This is a genomic window from Ruegeria sp. YTSA168 (assembly GCF_059610045.1).
Genome location: NZ_JBXWMW010000031.1, coordinates 1 through 3,798, shown reverse-complemented (window position 1 = coordinate 3,798; position 3,798 = coordinate 1). Strand labels below are relative to the sequence as shown.

At 62.0% G+C, this 3,798-nt stretch carries 3 protein-coding genes; all 3 read right to left on the bottom strand.

Annotated elements, in window-relative coordinates; translation table 11 throughout:
- Nucleotides 1-47: 47 nt before the first annotated feature.
- Entirely contained in the window at nt 48-836 is a 789-nt protein-coding gene (locus tag AC2FFE_RS20815) for an FAD binding domain-containing protein (protein WP_496821248.1), read from the bottom strand.
- A 100-nt stretch (nt 837-936) separates the two neighbouring features.
- Nucleotides 937-3,297 (bottom strand): xanthine dehydrogenase family protein molybdopterin-binding subunit, encoded by a 2,361-nt coding sequence (locus AC2FFE_RS20810; RefSeq protein ID WP_496821246.1) that lies wholly within the window; start codon nt 3,295-3,297, stop codon nt 937-939.
- 25 nt (nt 3,298-3,322) lie between these two features.
- The coding region (locus tag AC2FFE_RS20805; protein ID WP_496821245.1) for a (2Fe-2S)-binding protein at nt 3,323-3,798 on the bottom strand (476 nt) is incomplete at its 5' end.

Below are 3,798 nucleotides of genomic sequence, written 5' to 3'. Positions count from 1 at the left end.
AAAAAGCCCCGGAGAACCGGGGCTTTGCTTTGTTTATTGGTTTTCTATCAACAGGCCTGGACTGCGCGTTTGGTCATGACGGAGACCAGATGGGCGCGGTAGTCTTTGCTGCCATGCAGATCGGCGATCATGTTCCTCGGGTTGACCTTCAGCCCCATCAACGCATCGGCGCGGAATTCTGTGTTCAGCGCGGCTTCGGCCTCCGACCAGCGGAACACGCCATCCTCGCTGGCGCCTGTTACGGCGACGCGGACACCATCGGCAAAGCGGGCCAGATAGACCCCCACAAGCGCAAAGCGCGAGGCAGGCTGCAGGAATTTCTGGTAGCTCGCCGCCTGCGGCACCGGGAACCGGACCGAAGTGATGATCTCACCCTCATCCAGCGCGGTGGCAAACATGCCCTGAAAGAAGTCATCCGCCGCAATCTGGCGCGTGTTGGTCACGATGGTCGCCCCCGATCCCAGCACACCTGCCGGATAACAGGCTGCCGGATCGTTATTGGCCACTGACCCACCAATGGTGCCACGGTTGCGCACCGCCGGATCGCCGATCTGACCCGCCAGCGCCGCCAGCGCCGGATAGCTGCCTGCCGCTTCGCGCGCCACCACCGCATGGGGCGTCGCCCCGCCAATGACGACCGCGCCGTCATCCTCGACACAGACGCCTTGCATCTCGGCAATCCCACCCATGCTGACCAGCACCGATGGCGCCGCCAGGCGCTGCTTCAGCGTGGGGATCAGCGTCTGCCCACCCCCCAATGCCTGCGCATCCTCAGCCCCCATCGCGGCAACTGCGTCGGCAATGGTCGAGGGCTTTTCAAACTCGAAATTGTACATTTCGCTTTTCCTTTCCGAAGAACACGGATCCATTCTTCATCTGGCTATAAATATCCCGGGGAGCGCGAGGGGCTGGCCCTTCGCACCCCAACATCTCCACTCAGCTGTTCATCGCCGCCCAGACGCGCGACGGGCTCACCGGCATGTCGATGTGATCCACCGCCTTGCCGCCCGCGTTCAGCGCATCCAGAACCGCATTGACCACCGCCGGCGGCGAGCCGATCGCGCCGGCCTCGCCACAGCCTTTCACACCCAGCGGGTTATGCGTGCAGGGCGTCTGGCTGGAATGATCCACGCCATAGAACGGAACATCATCGGCACGCGGCATGGCGTAATCCATAAAGGACGCGCTCAGCAGCTGGCCGTTCTCGTCATAGGCACAGTTCTCCAGCAGCGCCTGCCCGATGCCCTGGCCAATGCCGCCATGCACCTGACCATCCACGATCATCGGGTTGACGATATTGCCAAAGTCATCGGCGGCGGTGAAGGCCTCGATGCTGACCTGACCGGTTTCCGGGTCCACCTCGACCTCACAGGCATAAGCGCCTGAAGGGAAGGTGAAGTTGGCCGGATCATAAAACGCGGTCTCCTCCAGCCCCGGCTCCACTTCCAGCGGGTAGTTATGCGGCACGTAAGCCGTCAGGGTCACATCGCCCCAGGCCACCGATTTGTCGGTGCCTGCCACGCTGAACTGACCGTCCTTCAGCTCGATATCGGCCTCGGAGGCTTCCAGCAGGTGGGCGGCGATCTTCTTGGCCTTGTCGATCACCTTCTCGGTCGCCTTGACCATGGCCGAGCCACAAACCGCCAGCGAGCGCGAGCCATAGGTGCCCATGCCAAAGGGGATTTTCGAGGTGTCGCCATGCACAATCTCGACCATCGACTCGTCGATGCCGATCATGTCGGCCACAACCTGCGGGAACGCCGTCTCATGGCCCTGCCCGTGGCTATGCGCGCCGACCATGACGCTGATCGAACCGGTGGCATTCACCCGCACGGTGGCAGCATCATAGAGACCCGCCCGGGCCCCCAGCATGCCAACGATGTTCGAGGGCGCAATGCCGCAGGCCTCGATATAACAGTTGATGCCTAAGCCCCGCAGCTTGCCCTTGGCTTCACTGGCCGCACGGCGCGCGGCAAAACCTGCCAGATCGGCGGCAGCCTCAAGCTTGTCCATCGTCCCGTGATAGTCCCCGGTGTCATAGGTCAGCGCCACCGGCGTGTCATAGGGGAACTGGGTGATGAAGTTCTGACGCCGCAGCGCAATCGGATCAACGCCCAGCTCACGCGCGGCCTTATCGACGACGCGCTCCAGCTGATAGGTCGCCTCGGGCCGGCCCGCACCGCGATAGGCATCCACCGGCACCGTATTGGTGAACATCGCTTTCACATTTACCTGAACGACCGGCGTCTTGTAATTGCCTGCCATCAGCGTGCCGTGCAGCCATGTGGGCACGGAACTGGAGAAGGTCGACAGATACGCCCCCAGATTGGCATAGGTATTGGTGCGCAACCCGATGAAGTTATTGTCCGCATCCAGCGCCAGTTCGATTTTACTGACATGGTCGCGGCCATGAGCATCCGACATGAACGCCTCGGACCGGCTCGAGGTCCACTTCACGGGTCGGTTGCAGGCCTTGGCGGCGAAGGTACAGAACGCCTCTTCCGCATAGTGGAAAATCTTGGTGCCAAAGCCACCGCCCACATCCGGGGCCACCACGCGGACCTTGTGTTCGGGCAGGCCCAGCACAAAGGCGCACATCAGCAGGCGGATCACATGCGGGTTCTGCGAGGTGGTATAGAGCGTATAGTCCTCGGTCGCGCGGGAATACTCCCCCACCGCCACGCGCGGTTCCATCGGGTTGGCGACAAGGCGGTTGTTGACCAGATCCAGCGTGGTCACATGGGCCGCATTGGCAAAGACCTCGCCCACCTTGGCATCATCCGCCTCGCCCAACTGCCAGTCATAGCAGATGTTGTTCTTCAGATCGTCATGGACCAGCGTCGCGCCCTCTTGGGCTGCGGCCTTCATGTCGATCACCGCGGGCAGTTCCTCGATATCCAGATCAATCGCCTCGGCCGCATCGCGGGCCTGTTCCAGACTGTCGGCCACAACGGCGGCAATCGGATCGCCCACATGGCGGACCTTGCCTTGGGCCAGAATGGGATGCGCAGGCTCCTGCATCGGCGCGCCGTGCTTGTCCGTCACCTCCCAGCCGCAGGGCATGCCGCCCACGCCTTCGAAATCCTTGCCGGTAAACACCTTGACCACGCCCGGCATGGCCTCGGCCGCCGAGGTATCAAGGCTGATGATCCGGCCATGCGCGATGTCGGACCTTAGAAAATGGACATAGGCCTGGCCATGTACGTTGATGTCGTCGGTATAATTGCCTGCTCCGGTCAGAAAGCGCACGTCCTCGCGCCGCTTGGAACTGGCTCCGATGCCACTGTCTTTGGGCATTGCTTGTTCTCCTCCCTGAGGCCGCTTATTCGGCGGCGATGCTGCTGACGTCCTGACCAGATGCGGCCAGGATCGCCTTGACGATGTTATGATAGCCCGTGCAGCGGCACAGGTTGCCTTCCAGATACTTGCGGATCTCAGCTTCCGTCGGACGCGGATTGTCCTTGAGCAAGGCCGCCGCGCTCATCACCATGCCCGGTGTGCAAAACCCGCATTGCAGCCCGTGATGATCCTGAAACGCCTGCTGGATCACGTTCAGAGATCCATCCGCATCCGCCTGACCCTCAATCGTGCCAATCTCGGCCCCATCCGCCTCAAGCGCCAGCATGTTGCAGGACTTCACCGCCGCGCCATTCACATGCACAACACACGCCCCACATTGCGCCGTATCGCACCCCACATGCGTTCCCGTCAGCGTTAGATGATCGCGCAGAAAACCAGACAACAACGTCCGACCCTCAACCTCCCCGATCACAGCAGTACCGTTCACGGTCATCGAGA

What these genes read in the sequence shown, in the direction of transcription:
- AC2FFE_RS20810 (WP_496821246.1), bottom strand. Translation starts at nt 3,297, where the DNA reads ATGCCCAAAGACAGTGGCATCGGAGCCAGTTCCAAGCGGCGCGAGGAC.
- AC2FFE_RS20815 (WP_496821248.1), bottom strand. Translation starts at nt 836, where the DNA reads ATGTACAATTTCGAGTTTGAAAAGCCCTCGACCATTGCCGACGCAGTT.